Below are 14,689 nucleotides of genomic sequence, written 5' to 3' on the forward strand. Positions count from 1 at the left end.
CCTGTCAAGCGGCGACAGCCTCCGCAGCAGAGGCACTCAACAAAACCGGAATCGACTTCGAAGTCGGCGTTCCCGCGCCATCGGCGACAGAAGACAGCGGCACCAGCGGATTCGTCTCCGGGTAATACGCGCCCAGACAACCGCGCGGAATGTCGTACTCCACCAGCAAAAAACCATCTGCGCGACGCTCGATGCCGTCCGCCCACACGCTCGTGATATCCACCCGCTGACCGGCCACGAAACCGAGCATCGCGAGGTCGTCCTTGTTGGCAAACAGCACGCGGCGCTGGCCATACACGCCGCGATAACGATCGTCGAGGCCGTAAATCGTCGTGTTGTACTGATCGTGCGAACGGGTCGTCATCAATGTCATCAGGCGCTCCCCGTGCTCTTCGCGCGCGCGGTGAATCGGCGTGTCGACGGCAATCGCATGCACCATGAACTGCGCCTTGCCGCTCGGCGTATTCCAGATCCGCTCGCGCGAGGCCACGCCCAGATGAAAGCCGCCCGGGTGCTTGAGCCGTTCGTTGTAATCCTGGAAGCCGTCGATCACCTGCGCGATGCCGTCGCGGATCAGCGCATAGTCGGCGGCCTGCGCGAGCCAGTCCACCTTCGCGCTGCCCAGTGTGGCGTGCGCCATCCGCGCGACGATCGCGATCTCGGACAACAGATTCTCCGAGGCCGGCTTGTTCATGCCGTACGAGATGTGCACCATGCTCATCGAATCCTCGACGCTCACGCCTTGCGCCACGCCATTCTGCAAGTCGATCTCGGTGCGGCCGAGCGTCGGCAGAATCAGCGCGTCGCGGCCATGCACGAGGTGGCTTCGGTTCAGCTTGGTGGTGATGTGCACGGTCAGGTCGCACGAGCGCATCGCCTCCCATGTGCGCGGCGTGTCCGGCGTCGCGATCGAGAAGTTGCCGCCGAGGCCGATGAACACCTTCACCCGGCCGTCGAGCATCGCCTGGATTGTGTTGACGACGTCGAGGCCGTGTTCGCGCGGCGGCTCGAAATCGTAAACTTCGCCGAGCCGGTCCAGAAACGCCTGGGTCGGCTTTTCCTCGATGCCGACCGTGCGATCGCCCTGCACATTGGAGTGCCCGCGCACCGGGCACAAGCCCGCGCCACGGCGGCCAATATTGCCGCGCATCATCATCAGGTTCGACAGCAACTGCACCGTCGGCACCGAATTCTTGTGTTGTGTGAGGCCCATGCCCCACGTCGAAATCACCGCGCGGCCCTTCACGTAGATGTCGGCGAGCTTCAGCACCTCGTCGAACGGCACGCCCGATTCGGCGACGATGGTGTCCCAGCTTTCGGCGCGCAGGTCATCGGCGAACGCCGCGAAGCCCACCGTATGTTCGGCGATGAACGCGACGTCGAGTACGCGTTCAAGGCCGGACAGCTGCGCTTCGTCGTCGAGCTCGATCACACGTTTGGCGACGCCCTTGATCAGCGCAAAATCGCCGCCGACCTTCGGCCGGATGAACACCGAACTGATCTTCGTGCTGCCGAGCGTCAGCATTTCGACCGGATTCTGCGGGCTCGCAAAGCGCTCCAGCCCGCGCTCCTTCAGCGGGTTGATCGACACGATGGTGGCGCCGCGCTTCGCGCACTCGCGCAGCTCGCCGAGCATGCGCGGATGGTTGGTCGCCGGATTCTGGCCGAACAGCAGCAGGGTGTCGGTATGTTCGAAATCGTCGAGCGTGACCGTGCCCTTGCCGACGCCGACCGTATGCGGCAGGCCGCGGCTGGTCGCTTCGTGGCACATGTTCGAGCAATCGGGAAAATTGTTGGTGCCGTACATGCGCACGAACAACTGGTACAGAAACGCGGCCTCGTTGCTGGCGCGGCCCGAGGTGTAGAAGGCGGCGCGATCGGGGTGGTCGAGGCGCTTCAGGTGATCGGCGATCAGGTCGAAGGCTTCATTCCAGCCGATCGGCACGTAACGGTCACGGACGGCGTCGTAGACGAGCGGGTCGGTCAGGCGGCCGTGCTGTTCGAGCTCGAAATCCGATTGCGTCATCAGTTCGGCGACGGTGTGCTCCTCGAAGAACGCCGGCGTCACACGCTTGCTGGTCGCCTCGGCGGCCACTGCCTTGACACCGTTTTCGCAGAATTCGAAGGTGGACGCGTGTTCACGATCCGGCCATGCGCAACCGGGGCAGTCGAAACCGTCCGGCTGATTCTGTTTGAGCAGCGTGCGGTAGTTGCCGCCCGTCACCTTTTCCTTGATGAGATTGATGGCGACATACTTGAGCGCGCCCCAGCCGGCTGCCGGGTGCGTGTACGGTTCGATGCGAGCTTCGGGTTTCTTCATGATTTTGCCGCCGGAGCGGCTTTGACAAGGCTGATAGGCCGATGGATGCAAGCCTACTGTGTTCCAAAAGCAGTGCAGCATACAGAAAATTGGGAAGCGGAGGGATACAGTTGGTCGATATTTGTCATAGACTGGCGCTCCCGCCCACGCGTTTGTTTGAGCCAGGTCCTTGAAACTGTACGAAAAACTCGCCGACGAAATGACCGAAGCCGTGCGCCGCGGCGTCTTCGCGGCCGGTGAGCGGATCCCGTCGGTGCGTCAGGCGAGCCAGCAGCACGGCGTCAGCATCAAGACCGTGCTGCACGCGTATGCGTTGCTGGAAAGCCGCGGGATGGTCGAATCGCGGCCGCAGTCGGGCTATTTCGTGCGCGACGCCGTGACCACCGTTACGGCTGCGGGGCTCGACGGGGCGCGGCCAGGCCGCAAAGCCGCCGCGCCAACGCCGCCGGTGGCCGCTGCCGTCGACGTGAGCCGGCTGGTGTTGGCGACGCTGCGCAGCATCCGCGCGCACGACGCCGTGCCGCTCGGCTCGCCGTATCCCGATCCGTCGCTGTTCCCGTGGCGGCGCATCAACCAGTACGCGAATGCGATTGCGCGGCGTCACGCGAGCTGGAACCTGATCGACGACCTGCCGCCCGGCAACCCCGAACTGATTCGCCAGATTGCGCGCCGCTACGCGGAAAACGGCGTGCCGGTCGATCCGGACGAAATCGTCATCACGCTCGGCGCGACCGAGGCGATCAACCTCAGCTTGCAGGCGGTGGCCAAACCGGGCGACACGGTGGCCGTCGAATCGCCGACCTATTACGCGATGCTGCACGCCATCGAGCGTCTCGGCATGCGCGCGATCGAAGTGGCGACGCATCCGGTCGACGGCATCGATATCGAGGCGCTCGCCCAGGCCATCGCGAGGCAGAAGATCGCCGCCTGCATGGTGATGCCGAACTTCCAGAATCCGCTGGGTTTCCGCATGCCGGACGTGCGCAAGCAGCAACTGGTCGAACTGCTCGCCGCGCACGAAATTCCGGTGATCGAGAACGATGTCTATCAGGAACTGTACTTCGGCGAGACCCGGCCTTCGACCTTGAAGAACTACGACAGCAAAGGGCTGGTGCTGCATTGCGCGTCGTTTTCGAAAAGCCTGACCGCGTCGTACCGGATCGGCTGGGCGATGCCGGGACGCTACCGCGCGCAGGTCGAGAAACTGAAGTTTCTCAACACGCTGACCACGCCTTCGGTGCCGCAAGTCGCCGTCGCGGATTACCTCCGGCAAGACGGCTACGACCGGCATCTGCGGCACGTGCGCAAGGTCTACCGGCAGCAGGCGAGCATCATGACGGCGATGGTGCAGCGGTTTTTTCCCGCCGGCACACGGACCTCGACGCCGCAAGGCGGCTACGTGCTGTGGGTGGAGTTGCCGGAACGCGTCGATTCGATGCGGCTCTATCAGGCGGCGCTCGCGCGCGGCATCACGATCGGGCCGGGCATGATGTTTTCGATGCGCAACGACTTTCGCCATTTCATCCGGCTCAATTACAGCTATCCGTGGACAGCGCAGATCGAAGCGGCGCTGAAGATCCTGGGCGAACTCGTGGCGCGGATGGCTTGAGAAAACAAGGAGACACTCATGGTGGAAGACGACGAAATCGACCCGGTGCTGGTCGCCGTGCTGGCACAGTTGTGGCGCGCGCATCAGGAGACGCCTGGCGGCGCGTGGTCGCTCGCCAGGCTGTCGAAGCAGGCGGCCGTGCCGATGAGCGGCTTGCGGCGGCAGTTGACGGCGCTGGTCGACGGCGGCCTCGTCGACACCACCTTCAACGAGGAAGGGACGGGCACCGCCCGTCTGAGCGAGACCGGTCTCGGCTTATGCGCGGCGTTGTTCGGTGGCGCCGAGCCGCCTGACGATCCTGACGATGCGCAGGCCGACCCGGCGCCGCCGATCCACTGAGGCGAAGCCGGCCGGGCGCGAGCGTAACGGCGAGCAGCAGCGGCGCGTAGCAGGGACGAAAGTTTAAGACGCATGGACTCATTCGAAGAAATCGAACATGTTTTCGCGCGTACCAAAATACAGCCCGCGTTATGGGCGGAATAACGGGAAATAATTTTTCCGCTGAATTTGACCTTCGAATATGGCCCCTTATGCTGAAGTCCTGCCCGGGTTTGTCCCGGGCGCTATGGCAGGCACCTTCCAAACCATCGTCGGAGAATTCATGAAAGCAAAGCTGGCGCGAGCGCTACATCACTCACTGCGTATCAGAACCGTGCGGACCGTCGTCGCCGCCGCACTCGGGGCGACCGTGGCATTCGGCGCCGCGGCGGCCACGACCCAGCCGCTGGGCATCGCCTTCGTCTATCTGGGCAATCCGGGCGACGCCGGCTGGACCTATGCGCACGAACAGGGCGTGAAAGCCGTCGAGGCGCAATTCGGCGACAAGATCAAGGTGACGCGTGTCGAGAACGTGCCCGAGTCGGCGGATTCGGAGCGCGTGTTTCGCGATCTGGCGTCCAAGGGCAACAAGATCGTCGTGGGTTCGAGCTTCGGCTTCCAGGATTTCGAATTGAAGGTGGCGAAGGATTTCCCGGACGCCGTGTTCGAGCATGCAACCGGCTACAAGAAGGCGTCCAATTTCGCCACCTATGACGTGCGGACCTATCAGAGCGCTTATCTGGCTGGTCTGGTCGCGGGCTATACGACCAGGTCCAACACGCTGGGCTTCGTCGGCTCGGTGCCGGTGCCTGAGGTCGTGCGCAATATCAACGCGTTCACGATGGGCGCGCGCTCGGTCAACCCGAATGCGCGAGTGAAGGTGGTGTGGATCAATAGCTGGTTCGATCCGGGCCTCGAGAAGCAGGCCGCCGAAACGCTGATCGGCCAGGGCGCCGACGTGCTGATCCAGAACACCGATTCGACCGCGACGATGCAGACCGCCGAGCAGAAGAAGGTCCACGCATTCGGTTGGGACTCCAACATGAAGAAGTTCGGCCCGAACGCGCAACTGGGCGCCTGCGTGACCAACTGGGGCGTGTATTACACGCATCTGGTGCAGCAGGTGATGTCGGGCACGTGGACCAACGCGCCGGTCTGGTGGGGTTTGAAGGAGAAGGCGATCGATCTCGCCGACATCAACACGGACGCGGTTTCGCCGACGGCGCAAAAGGCGTTGAACCAGAAGCGTGAGGACATCATCTCCGGCAAGTTCAATCCGTTTGCCGGGCCGATTGCGGATCAGTCCGGTGCGGTGAAGGTGGCGGCGGGCAAGTCGCTGAGCGATGCGGAGCTGTCGCGTCTGAACTGGTTCGTGCAGGGCGTGGACGGGTCGCTGCCGAAGTAACGGATGGATTGGTTTGCCTAACGATTATTAAAGGAGATCGCCCGTGAGTCTGACAGTCTCGACAGACGCCGCCGGCTTGGCGGCGACGTATCCGCCGCAGGGCTTGACGCCCACGCCCGAACAGATCGTGCGGCATTTGCGGCATTCGAGCCGGGTGGCCGAGCGGGCGACGCTGCTGGGGCATCATCCGTTTGGCGCGGTGCTGGTTGGGCCGGATCAGGAAACCGTGCTGATGGAGCAGGGCAATGTCGACACGGTCAATCACGCCGAATCGGTATTGGCCCGCGTCGCGGCTTTGAATTTTACGCCTGAGTATTTGTGGAGCTGTACGTTATACACGTCTGTCGAGCCTTGTTGCATGTGTGCCGGGACGGTGTATTGGGCCAATATCGGCCGGGTCGTGTTCGGGATGACTGAGAAGCGATTGCTGGAGGCGACCGGGGATCATTCGGAGAATCCGACGATGAGTGTGGATTGCAGGTATGTGTTTGAGCACTGCCAGAAGGCAGTCGAGGTTGTTGGGCCGGTGGCAGAGGTCGAGGTTGAAATTATGGAGGTGCAGAGGAGGTTTTGGAGTAGCCGGTGATCTGCGCGTAGAGAAAAGAGCCGCGACCTTATTGAGGCGGAACCGCATTCTCCGCCCCTACCATGGCGAGTCCGCAGAACCAGTCGCCGCCATGCGGCTCGTAGCGCCAGTGGGTGTTCTGCTTGAGCACGGTGGAGCACTGATCGTGCAGCACGATACCTGGATTCGCAGCCGTGCATTGAAGCGCCATGGTCCCGGCTTGCGGTAGCGGAAGCGGTTCGGCGGGAACACTCGGCGTAGCGCTGCGCATGCTTTCAATCAACCGCTCCAGTTCATCGATCCGCGTGGCGTACCACGCACTCAGACACGCCGCATCGCGGCAATTCGCTTCGCGCCAGGCCCACTTGCTGTCGCTGTCGTTAAGAAAGGCTCGCCGGTTCGCGACTCGCCGGCGCGCTTTCCAATACAGTTGGCCGAGCGCGTCGTCGAGTTTTGAGAGCGCGGGGTCCGCGCAGATCATCTTTTCGGTAAGCGTGTGTCCCCTGTTGCAGTCGAAGCTGGTAGCTTGAGCGGGCAGATGCGTCGACATCAGAGCGGCGACGAGAATTAGGCGGATGATTTTCATTGCAGTCCCGGCGGTGCGAGGGTTTTTCATACAATGAATGATCGGTGCAGTCGTCGCTGCACGGACGCTGGAAAACAGCGTGACTTCCTGTGAGTGATTACCAAATCTTGCTTCGCGCGGGCAGACGAGAGGGAACCGGTGACCGGTGACTGCGCGCGTTCAGTCCTCCCCAGCCTAAGCCATTTCAATACGCCGCATTCAAAAACGCCGAACTGACCGCCCGCAAGGTTTCCTGCGAACGCGGGTCGCTCAGCCGCGTATGCAGCACCACCTTTGAAGCCGGCAGCGGCGGCAAGCCAAGTTGCTCGCCGACGTCGACGGCGCCCGGCGGCGCCACCCGCCAGCCGCCAGCCGTCAGCCGCCCCAGCAGCGCCGGCAGATTCGGTCCGGCAACGTGCTGCCGATGCTGACCGCGCTGAGCGACATGGGTGTACGCATTTCCGTCGACGAGCGAGGCCCGGGCGAAGGTTGCATCAGGCCGCAACCCGATTGTTCGTGCTGGCAAACAAGTGACTTCGCGCTAGCGATATTTATCCCTGGCGGCCGCCTCCCTAAAATCCTCCCATCGAAACGTATTTTTCTGCGCGGCGCCGAAGCGGCGCGGTGCGACGGGAGCGGCCATGCCAGCCTTGATCAGGAACCAGCTTTATCGACCGTCGGTGGTCCTGCCGATGGTCGCCCTCATGCAAGTGATGGTGTCACAGGACTTCAACCTTGGCCAGGTCGGCTGGGTGGTCGCCACGCGCGGCGCTCAAGCCGCGCTGCAACGCTCGCGCGAGCTGATCTGCGCCGTCCACTGCCACGCCTGAGCGCGCTCGGGGCCAAATCAAGGCCAAATCAAGACACGAGCAAATTAAGGGAGGGCAATCCGGAGCAACCGGACAGCACCGCCCCCTCGACGGAACAACCACAGATCGCAAGCCGGCACGCGGGGGTAACGGCGCGCGTCCAGAAGGGATCTGACAAAGGCAACACGAAGCGTAAGGGTAAGATGCTACGACCTGCACCCACGCCTCGGGAGATTTGCCATGCCACAGCACTTCGACGCAGTTGTCATCGGCACCGGACAAGGCGGCTCGCCGCTGGCGGTCCGTCTCGCTGAAAGCGGACGCAAAACCGCTGTCATCGAACGTGCTGCGTTTGGCGGCACCTGTGTGAACGTCGGCTGCACGCCCACCAAGTCGTATGTGGCAAGCGCCCGCGCGGCGCATGTGGCGCGCCACGCCGCGGAGCTGGGCGTGCAGGTGAGCGGGGCGGTCAGCGTCGATCTGGCGGCCGTGAAGGCGCGCAAGGACCGGATCATCGGCCAATCGCGCGAAGGCGTCGAGAAATGGCTGCGCGGCACGGATAACGTCAGCGTGTTCAACGGCCACGCGCGCTTTACCGGCGCGCATACGCTCTCCATCGGCGGGCCGGACGGGTCGGTGCTCGCCGAGCTCAGCGCCGACGAAATCTTCATCAATACCGGCACGCGCGCCGTCGTGCCGCCGCTCGAAGGTCTCGAGCGGATTCGCTATTACACGAACTCGTCGCTGCTCGAAATCACCGAATTGCCGACGCATCTGGCGATTGTCGGCGGCAGCTATATCGCGCTCGAATTCGCACAGGTTTTTCGCCGCTTCGGCAGCCGCGTGACGGTGCTGGTGCGTGGCGATCGCGTGCTGGCCCGTGAAGACGCCGATTTGGCGCGCTCCGTCGAGAAAGTGCTGACGCGCGAAGGCGTCGAGATCCGCTTCGGCGTGCAGCCGTCGCGGGTCGAGCCGCATCCGCATCATCCGGGCGAAGTGTGCATCGGCTTCGAGCAGAATATTCCCGCGCTCGAAGCGTCGCACCTGCTGCTCGCCACCGGCCGCGTGCCGAATACCGACTCGCTAGGGCTGGAAGCCGCCGGCATCGTTGCCGGCAAACACGGACTGATTCCCGTCGACGGCCAGTTGCGCACCGCTGCGCCGGGCATCTGGGCGATCGGCGACGTCAACGGCCGCGGCGCCTTTACCCACACTTCATACGACGACTTCCAGATCGTCGCGGCCAATCTGCTCGGCGGCGCCACGCGCAGCGTCGATACGCGGATCATGGCGTATGCGGTGTTCGTCGATCCGCCGCTCGCGCGCGTCGGGCTCTCGGAAGACGACGTGCGCAAATCCGGCCGTGACGCGCTGATCTCCACCATGCCGATGTCGCGCGTGGGCCGGGCCCGTGAACGCGGCGAGACCGATGGTTTCATGAAGGTGCTGGTCGACGCGAGGAGCAAGCAGATTCTCGGCGCGGCGATCCACGGCATCGAAGGCGACGAAGCGATCCATACCTTCATCGACATCATGGCAGCCGGCGCGTCGTATCCGACCCTGGAGTACGCGATGCATATCCATCCGACCATCAGCGAGCTGGTGCCGACCCTGTTCGATGGATTGAAGCCGATGAAGTGAGCGGTGGACCTAAGTTACGCGCATGGGTGGCGCACATGAGTGACATAACCAAGCGACACACATAAGCGACACACATAAGCGACACACATAAGCGACACACATAAGCGACACACATAAGCGACACACATAAGCGAAAGCAACGGGCCCAGCAATGAAGCGCACAATCAGCAGCGGCAATCTGTTCGATATCGGTAGGCGGACAGGTCCCGACGAGCAGATCGATACACTGGCGGAACAGGCCGGCGTCACCATCGAGCGGATTGTCTCGATGGGCCAGGCGAGTGCGCCCGGCTTCTGGTACGACAGTCCGCGCGCGGAATGGGTCGTGTTGCTGAGCGGCGCTGCGGCGCTCGAATTCGAAGGCGACCCGCAGTTGCATCCGATGAAGCCCGGCGACCACGTGCTGATCGAAGCGCATTGCCGTCACCGCGTGGCATGGACGAGCGAGACGGAGCCGAGCGTGTGGCTCGCGGTGTATTACCCGGGCGGCGGCTCGCGTTGAACGCCACGGCATCGGCCGACATCGACAAAGCGCCGCGCCATCGCCGATAATCGGCAGCGGCGCGGGCCGTCGGAGGCATAACGGACAGCGGGATGACGGCGAGCCGCGCGCCTAACCGCCTACATCATCAGGAGCCCGAGCGATGGGCAAAGGACGTGTCGAAGCCTTTAGCGATGGCGTGATCGCCATCATCATCACGATCATGGTGCTCGAATTGAAGGTGCCGGAAGGCTTCGATCTCGCCGCGCTGCGGCCGTTGATTCCGGTGTTTCTCGCCTACGTGCTGAGCTTTATCTACGTCGGTATCTACTGGAACAATCATCACCATCTGTTCCACACCGTGCAGAAGGTCAGCGGCGCGGTGCTGTGGGCCAACCTCCATCTGCTGTTCTGGTTGTCGCTCCTGCCGGCCGTCACGCATTGGGCCGGCGAAAATCATCTCGCCTCGTGGCCGACCGCGATGTACGGCGTCGTGCTGTTCATGGCGGCGAACGCGTATTTCATTCTGACCCAGTTGCTGATCCGCCACCACGGCAAGGACTCGACGCTCGCCAAAGCGGTCGGCCACGACTTCAAGGGCAAGGCCTCGGTCGTGATTTATCTCGCTGGCATCGTATTGGCGTTCGTCGCGCCGTGGGTTTCGGCGGCGCTCTATACGCTGGTCGCGGCGTGGTGGCTCGTGCCGGACCGGCGCATCGAACACCTGCTCGAGGCCTGAGCATGCTGCTTGTGCTCAAGCTGGCGCTGGTGCCGGCGTTTCTGGCCGCGCTGACGGTGGCGGGGCGAGTATGGGGACCGTCGGTGGCGGGATGGCTCGCGGGGCTGCCGGTGGTCGCCGGGCCGATCGTGTTGCTGCTCGCGCTGGAGCGCGGCCCGGTGTTCGCGGCGCAGGCGTCGGCAGCGTCGATCGCGGCGCTTGCCGCATCGGAGGCGTTCAATTTTGCTTATGCGTGGAGCTGCCGGCGCTATGCGTGGCCGCTTGCTCTGGCCGCCGGAATGGCGGGGTGGGCCGGCATCGCGCTGCTGCTCACCCATCTGCCCGCTGGACTCATATGGGCGGTGGCGGCGGCCTGTGTGGCCGTCGCCATTTCGCAAGGCGGCTTGCCGCGTATTACGGGACACGTGCCGGCTACGCGGCTCGGTCTCGGCGACCTCGCCTTGCGCATGCTTGCCGGCGCGCTGCTGAGCGTCGCGGTGACGACGCTGTCCGCGTCGATGGGCGCGACCTGGAGCGGGTTGTTGTCGGTGTTTCCTCTGCTCGGCATCGTGCTCGCCGTATCGGCGCAGCGCGCGCACGGCGCGGATTTCGTGGCGTTGCTGATGCGCGGCATGGTGATCGGCCGCGGCTCGTTCGCCGCATTCTTCGCCGTGACCGCGACGATGCTGCCGCACTACAGCGTGCTGCTCAGCTTCGCGTGTGCATCGGTGGCGTCGGTGGCCGTGCAGGGCGCGACCAAACGCATGCTCGGTGCGAAGCGGCCGGCGCGGACGCCGCAGCGCGAACTGGCCGAACAGCCGCAAGCGGATTGAGCGCGTTCAAACGATTCAGTCAATACTGCCCACCATGACTTCGCACGCGAGAACCACCCGCATCGGTTTGATCTCCGACACGCATAACCTCGTGCGTCCGGAGGCGCTGCAATTCCTCGCCGGTTGCGACGCGATCATTCATGCGGGCGATATCTGCAATCAGCCGGTGCTCGATGCGCTCGCGCAGATCGCGCCGGTCACGGCCGTGCGCGGCAATAACGACACCGGTGAATGGGCCGCCGCGTTGCCGGTTCACGCAAAGCTGACCGTTCAACAGGTGACGATCCTCGTCGTGCACGATATCGCGGATCTCGGTGCGCTCAGCGGCGATCCGCGCGGCGAAGGCATCGGCGTAGTGGTCACCGGGCACTCGCACAAACCAGCGATTGCCGGGCGCGACGGCGTGCTGTACGTCAATCCAGGCAGCGCCGGGCCGCGGCGGTTCAAGTTGCCGGTTTCGGCGGGCATGCTGATCGTCGAAGGCGCGCACGCAACGGCGACGCTTCAGCCGCTGCTGACATAAAAAAACGGGCCGGCATATTTGCCGGCCCGTTTTCTGGCTTGACGACTCAGTGGCTAACGCAGTGCCGGGCAGCATCAATCCACAGCATCAATCCACAGCATCATGCACGCGCCGTTGCCGCCGCCGCATAGTTTTCATCCATCTCCGCCGCTTCACGTTCGCCGCGCAGCACGGCGTGCGCTTCCGCGCGCGTCGCGACACACGGACCCGAGCCGAGCAGGGGCTTGCGCGCCGTTTCGCGCAGCGCGAACACCGAAGCGATGCCGATCAGCGACGCACCCATCAGGTAGTACGCGGGCATCATCAGATTGCCGGTGCTGTCGACCAGCCATGCCGCGACGAGCGGCGTCGTCCCGCCGAACAGCGACACCGAAATGTTGAAGCCGATCGCGAGCGCGCCGTAGCGAATCTTAGTCGGGAACAACGCCGGCAGCGCCGACGGCATTACGCCGGTAAAGCACGACAGCAGCGTGCCGAGAATCATCAGGCCGCCGAACACCGGCAGCATCTCGCCCGTGCGGATCAGCAGCAAGGCCGGAATCGACAGCACGAACAGACCCACGCAACCGAACAGCATCACCGGCTTGCGGCCGATCGTGTCGGACAGACGGCCGGCTGCGAGCGTCATCGGCATCATCAGCACCATCACCAGCAGCACGAGAAACAGGCCGTGCGTTTCGTTGAAGTGCAGCGTGGCCGACAGATAGCTCGGCAGATAGGACAGCGCCATGTAATCGGTGACGTTGAAGATCAGCACGAGGCCGACGCACAGCAAAAGCGGTTTCCACTGCTCTACGAGCAACTGGCGAAACGATTGCTTGGGCAGCGCTTTGTCTTCGGCTTCGCGTTGCTCGGCCTGCTTCCTGAACGCCGGCGTTTCTTCGAGCTTCACCCGGATGTAGAGACCCACCAGGCCCAGCGGACCCGCGATCAGGAACGGCACACGCCAGCCCCAGGACAGCAGCGCTTCGTTCGACAGCGTCGCGGTCAGCAGCGCAACCGTGCCGGCGCCGAGCACGTAGCCGATCAGCGTGCCGAATTCGAGGAAGCTGCCCATGAAGCCGCGGCGCTTGTCGGTCGAGAACTCGGCGATGAAGGTGGCGGCGCCGCCGTATTCACCGCCGGTCGAGAAGCCTTGCACCAGACGCGCAACCAGCAGCAAGGCCGGCGCGAGAATACCGATCGACGCGTAGCTGGGAATCAGCCCAATCGCGAAGGTGCCGAGCGCCATCATGATCATGGTCATCGCCAGCACGCGCTGACGGCCGATGCGGTCGCCCAGCGGCCCGAACACCATGCCGCCGACCGGCCGCACGAGGAACGCCGCGGCAAACGTGCCGAAGGTGGCGATCAGCTGCGCGGACGGGCTCGACGACGGGAAGAACACTTTGCCGAGCGTGACAGCGATGTAGCTGTACACGCCGAAATCGAACCATTCCATTGCGTTGCCGAGCGCCATTGCGCCGACGGCCCGCTTGAGGAGAGATTTGTCGACGATCGTGATGTCGTCGGGGGAGAGGCGTTGTTCTTCTTTGTGGTGTCGCCAGAAGCCGTTGCTGGAAGCGGTCAAGGTGAAAACTCCAATGACTGCGACGAAACTCATGATGTGCATGAACGTTCCGCCACGGTTGCTGGGAAGTGCGGTTTCGCGATCGGGGCGATGGCCTCTCCTTCGCCGCAGATGGCGAAAGAGTTGAGGGCGCAAAAAAGAAAACAAAACGCCCGTGCCTCGCGAACGATTCGCGAAAAAACACTCGTCTAGATTGTGCTGACTGTTGCATCTGCGTGGCCGTGGAAGGGGGGCAGATGCATGAGGACGCAGGGGTGGCTGAAAGCTGGCCCGCACGCCGCTGGAAGGCTCGAAACGAAAAAGGCCGGTGCTGGATCGCCACTCACTCACGTTGTGAGATGAAACGGTGAAATGACCGACAAGCCTTCTTGTATAAAAATGTTCAATCCAGAAGGGCCGCACGCACTGTGCGCCACAATGAACCGAACGCGAATGAAGGTGAATTGCTGTTGGAACGGCGCACATAGTAGCACGATGACAGAGGATCGCGCAAACCCGGCATCCGGCGAGGGCTTGGTGAGGGGGCTCAATCCCTTGCGGGGCGGGGGATTGGGCGGATCGCGGCGGCAGGGATGAGCGGCCTGAACACGGCCCGAAATGTACCGTTCGGAGAAACCGGCGGCGCCCTGAAGAACGGCAAGTGGGCTAACGAGCGGACGAAAGAGCGGACGAAAAAGCGGACGAAAAAGCGGACGAAAAAGCGGACGAAAGAGCGGACGAAAAAAGTGAACGAAAAAGCAGACGAAAAAAGTGAATGAAAAAGCAGACGAAAAAAATCCGCGCACGCGGCGCGGATTTTTGTCCGGCTCAGTACCGGCGCTTGACGCTGAACGCGGGACTGAAACGGGCCGCGTACAGCCGAAAGCGCTTACTCAGCCGTCGGCGGCACATAACCCTGCGCCGTATCGGCGCCTTCGCCGAAGAAGAACTTTTCGGTCTGCTTCATCAGGTATTGGCGTGCGCGCGGATCGGCCATGTTCAGGCGGTTTTCGTTGATCAGCATGGTTTGCTGCTTCAACCAGGCCTGCCAGGCTTCCTTCGAAATGCTTTCGTAGATCCGCTTGCCGAGTTCGCCCGGCAGCGGCGGGAAATCGAGGCCTTCGGCTTCCTTGCCGAGCTTTGCGCATTGAACCATACGAGTCATGCTGTGCTTCTCCTGTGTCGACCGGAGTTAGTGCTTCAGCACTTACTCCGGTCCCATGAAAAATAGTTACTAGTTAGTGCTTCAGCACTTACTCCGGTCCCATGAAAAATAGTTACTAGTTAGTGCTTCAGCACTTACTCCGGTCCCATGAAAAACGGTTACTGTACCAATGTGGGGGGCGTGCAGTC

16 protein-coding genes are annotated in these 14,689 nt (G+C 63.1%); 11 read left to right on the forward strand and 5 right to left on the reverse strand.

Going from position 1 to position 14,689, the window contains the following annotated elements:
- Positions 1 to 4: 4 nt before the first annotated feature.
- Complete coding sequence (locus tag AC3WLT_RS29545) at positions 5 to 2,320, reverse strand: FdhF/YdeP family oxidoreductase (RefSeq protein ID WP_492595190.1); 2,316 nt, start codon at positions 2,318 to 2,320, stop codon at positions 5 to 7.
- A 169-nt stretch (positions 2,321 to 2,489) separates the two neighbouring features.
- On the opposite strand from AC3WLT_RS29545, the gene AC3WLT_RS29550 reads away from it, so the two are divergent.
- From AC3WLT_RS29550 to AC3WLT_RS29565, 4 genes are all read left to right on the forward strand, one after another.
- The gene (locus AC3WLT_RS29550) at positions 2,490 to 3,929 is read left to right on the forward strand and encodes an aminotransferase-like domain-containing protein (RefSeq protein ID WP_492595191.1); all 1,440 of its coding nucleotides are present in this window, start codon (positions 2,490 to 2,492) and stop codon (positions 3,927 to 3,929) included.
- Between the two features lie 21 nt (positions 3,930 to 3,950).
- Positions 3,951 to 4,268, forward strand: a complete 318-nt coding sequence (locus tag AC3WLT_RS29555; protein WP_492595221.1) for an ArsR family transcriptional regulator — start codon at positions 3,951 to 3,953, stop codon at positions 4,266 to 4,268.
- A gap of 262 nt (positions 4,269 to 4,530) precedes the next feature.
- Positions 4,531 to 5,652 carry a BMP family ABC transporter substrate-binding protein gene (locus tag AC3WLT_RS29560; RefSeq protein WP_492595192.1) on the forward strand — a complete coding sequence of 374 codons (1,122 nt, stop codon included), beginning with the start codon at positions 4,531 to 4,533 and terminating at the stop codon, positions 5,650 to 5,652.
- A gap of 43 nt (positions 5,653 to 5,695) precedes the next feature.
- Positions 5,696 to 6,238, forward strand: a complete 543-nt coding sequence (locus AC3WLT_RS29565) for a nucleoside deaminase (RefSeq protein ID WP_492595193.1) — start codon at positions 5,696 to 5,698, stop codon at positions 6,236 to 6,238.
- Positions 6,239 to 6,266: 28 nt separating this feature from the next.
- On the opposite strand, the gene AC3WLT_RS29570 is transcribed toward AC3WLT_RS29565, so the two are convergent.
- Positions 6,267 to 6,803, reverse strand: coding sequence for a lysozyme inhibitor LprI family protein (locus tag AC3WLT_RS29570; protein WP_492595194.1), 537 nt, complete (start codon positions 6,801 to 6,803; stop codon positions 6,267 to 6,269).
- A 184-nt stretch (positions 6,804 to 6,987) separates the two neighbouring features.
- A complete protein-coding gene (locus tag AC3WLT_RS29575; RefSeq protein ID WP_492595195.1) occupies positions 6,988 to 7,308 on the reverse strand; it encodes a hypothetical protein in 321 nt (106 codons plus the stop codon).
- A 115-nt stretch (positions 7,309 to 7,423) separates the two neighbouring features.
- On the opposite strand from AC3WLT_RS29575, the gene AC3WLT_RS29580 reads away from it, so the two are divergent.
- The 6 genes from AC3WLT_RS29580 (at position 7,424) to AC3WLT_RS29605 (ending at position 11,787) form a co-directional block, all read left to right on the forward strand.
- The gene (locus tag AC3WLT_RS29580; protein WP_325042783.1) at positions 7,424 to 7,612 is read left to right on the forward strand and encodes a hypothetical protein; all 189 of its coding nucleotides are present in this window, start codon (positions 7,424 to 7,426) and stop codon (positions 7,610 to 7,612) included.
- A gap of 219 nt (positions 7,613 to 7,831) precedes the next feature.
- Entirely contained in the window at positions 7,832 to 9,232 is a 1,401-nt protein-coding gene (locus AC3WLT_RS29585; protein WP_492595196.1) for an FAD-containing oxidoreductase, read from the forward strand.
- Positions 9,233 to 9,383: 151 nt separating this feature from the next.
- Positions 9,384 to 9,734, forward strand: coding sequence for a cupin domain-containing protein (locus tag AC3WLT_RS29590; RefSeq protein ID WP_492595197.1), 351 nt, complete (start codon positions 9,384 to 9,386; stop codon positions 9,732 to 9,734).
- A gap of 142 nt (positions 9,735 to 9,876) precedes the next feature.
- On the forward strand, positions 9,877 to 10,452 hold the full coding sequence (locus tag AC3WLT_RS29595) for a TMEM175 family protein (protein ID WP_492595198.1): 576 nt from the start codon (positions 9,877 to 9,879) through the stop codon (positions 10,450 to 10,452).
- 2 nt (positions 10,453 to 10,454) lie between these two features.
- Complete coding sequence (locus AC3WLT_RS29600; RefSeq protein ID WP_492595199.1) at positions 10,455 to 11,264, forward strand: hypothetical protein; 810 nt, start codon at positions 10,455 to 10,457, stop codon at positions 11,262 to 11,264.
- Between the two features lie 34 nt (positions 11,265 to 11,298).
- A complete protein-coding gene (locus tag AC3WLT_RS29605; RefSeq protein ID WP_492595200.1) occupies positions 11,299 to 11,787 on the forward strand; it encodes a metallophosphoesterase family protein in 489 nt (162 codons plus the stop codon).
- A 100-nt stretch (positions 11,788 to 11,887) separates the two neighbouring features.
- Here AC3WLT_RS29605 and proP read toward each other — a convergent pair whose 3' ends face one another.
- Positions 11,888 to 13,390, reverse strand: coding sequence for a glycine betaine/L-proline transporter ProP (gene proP / locus AC3WLT_RS29610; protein ID WP_492595222.1), 1,503 nt, complete (start codon positions 13,388 to 13,390; stop codon positions 11,888 to 11,890).
- Between the two features lie 539 nt (positions 13,391 to 13,929).
- On the opposite strand from proP, the gene AC3WLT_RS29615 reads away from it, so the two are divergent.
- Positions 13,930 to 14,115 (forward strand): hypothetical protein, encoded by a 186-nt coding sequence (locus AC3WLT_RS29615; RefSeq protein WP_492595201.1) that lies wholly within the window; start codon positions 13,930 to 13,932, stop codon positions 14,113 to 14,115.
- Between the two features lie 110 nt (positions 14,116 to 14,225).
- Here the strand turns inward: AC3WLT_RS29615 and AC3WLT_RS29620 are convergent, their stop codons facing one another.
- A complete protein-coding gene (locus tag AC3WLT_RS29620) occupies positions 14,226 to 14,501 on the reverse strand; it encodes an oxidative damage protection protein (protein WP_035546551.1) in 276 nt (91 codons plus the stop codon).
- Between the last annotated feature and the right edge of the window lie 188 nt (positions 14,502 to 14,689).

The sequence above is a fragment of the Paraburkholderia sp. FW306-2-2C-D06C genome (genome assembly GCF_058781505.1).

Excerpts from the sequence above, each read along its gene's own strand:
- proP (WP_492595222.1), bottom strand. The coding sequence starts at position 13,390 with ATGAGTTTCGTCGCAGTCATTGGAGTTTTCACCTTGACCGCTTCCAGC.
- AC3WLT_RS29545 (WP_492595190.1), bottom strand. The coding sequence starts at position 2,320 with ATGAAGAAACCCGAAGCTCGCATCGAACCGTACACGCACCCGGCAGCC.
- AC3WLT_RS29600 (WP_492595199.1), top strand. The coding sequence starts at position 10,455 with ATGCTGCTTGTGCTCAAGCTGGCGCTGGTGCCGGCGTTTCTGGCCGCG.
- AC3WLT_RS29580 (WP_325042783.1), top strand. The coding sequence starts at position 7,424 with ATGCCAGCCTTGATCAGGAACCAGCTTTATCGACCGTCGGTGGTCCTG.
- AC3WLT_RS29590 (WP_492595197.1), top strand. The coding sequence starts at position 9,384 with ATGAAGCGCACAATCAGCAGCGGCAATCTGTTCGATATCGGTAGGCGG.
- AC3WLT_RS29570 (WP_492595194.1), bottom strand. The coding sequence starts at position 6,803 with ATGAAAATCATCCGCCTAATTCTCGTCGCCGCTCTGATGTCGACGCAT.
- AC3WLT_RS29560 (WP_492595192.1), top strand. The coding sequence starts at position 4,531 with ATGAAAGCAAAGCTGGCGCGAGCGCTACATCACTCACTGCGTATCAGA.
- AC3WLT_RS29585 (WP_492595196.1), top strand. The coding sequence starts at position 7,832 with ATGCCACAGCACTTCGACGCAGTTGTCATCGGCACCGGACAAGGCGGC.
- AC3WLT_RS29605 (WP_492595200.1), top strand. The coding sequence starts at position 11,299 with ATGACTTCGCACGCGAGAACCACCCGCATCGGTTTGATCTCCGACACG.
- AC3WLT_RS29595 (WP_492595198.1), top strand. The coding sequence starts at position 9,877 with ATGGGCAAAGGACGTGTCGAAGCCTTTAGCGATGGCGTGATCGCCATC.
- AC3WLT_RS29615 (WP_492595201.1), top strand. The coding sequence starts at position 13,930 with ATGAGCGGCCTGAACACGGCCCGAAATGTACCGTTCGGAGAAACCGGC.
- AC3WLT_RS29620 (WP_035546551.1), bottom strand. The coding sequence starts at position 14,501 with ATGACTCGTATGGTTCAATGCGCAAAGCTCGGCAAGGAAGCCGAAGGC.